Source organism: Halomonas sp. SIMBA_159 (genome assembly GCF_046536035.1).
Classification (GTDB): Bacteria; Pseudomonadota; Gammaproteobacteria; order Pseudomonadales; family Halomonadaceae; genus Vreelandella; species Vreelandella venusta_A.
The window spans coordinates 1-230 of the sequence record NZ_JAWJBT010001787.1 but is presented as its reverse complement, the minus strand read 5'-3'; the positions used below and the strand labels follow the sequence as shown (position 1 = coordinate 230).

General features: G+C 50.9%; 1 protein-coding gene. It reads left to right on the top strand.

What is annotated here, in order from left to right; genetic code table 11:
- Window positions 1-230: cellulose synthase subunit BcsC-related outer membrane protein (locus tag R0J87_RS25355; RefSeq protein ID WP_498889781.1), on the top strand; the 230-nt coding region annotated here is incomplete at both ends.

Sequence of the window (230 nt, the reverse complement as noted above, 5' to 3'; positions counted from 1 at the left end):
AAAAATGGGGTGGCGTACGTGCCGACGGTGTGGGGCTAAGTCTGAGCTACGATAAAGGTGAAGCAAACGGCGTCTGGGCATCGCTTAGTGGCGACCAGTTAACCGGTAAAAATGTCGAAGATAACTGGCGCGTGCGCTGGATGACGGGCTATTACTATAAGGTCATTAACCAGAACAATCGCCGCGTCACAATCGGCCTGAACAACATGATCTGGCATTACGACAAAGAT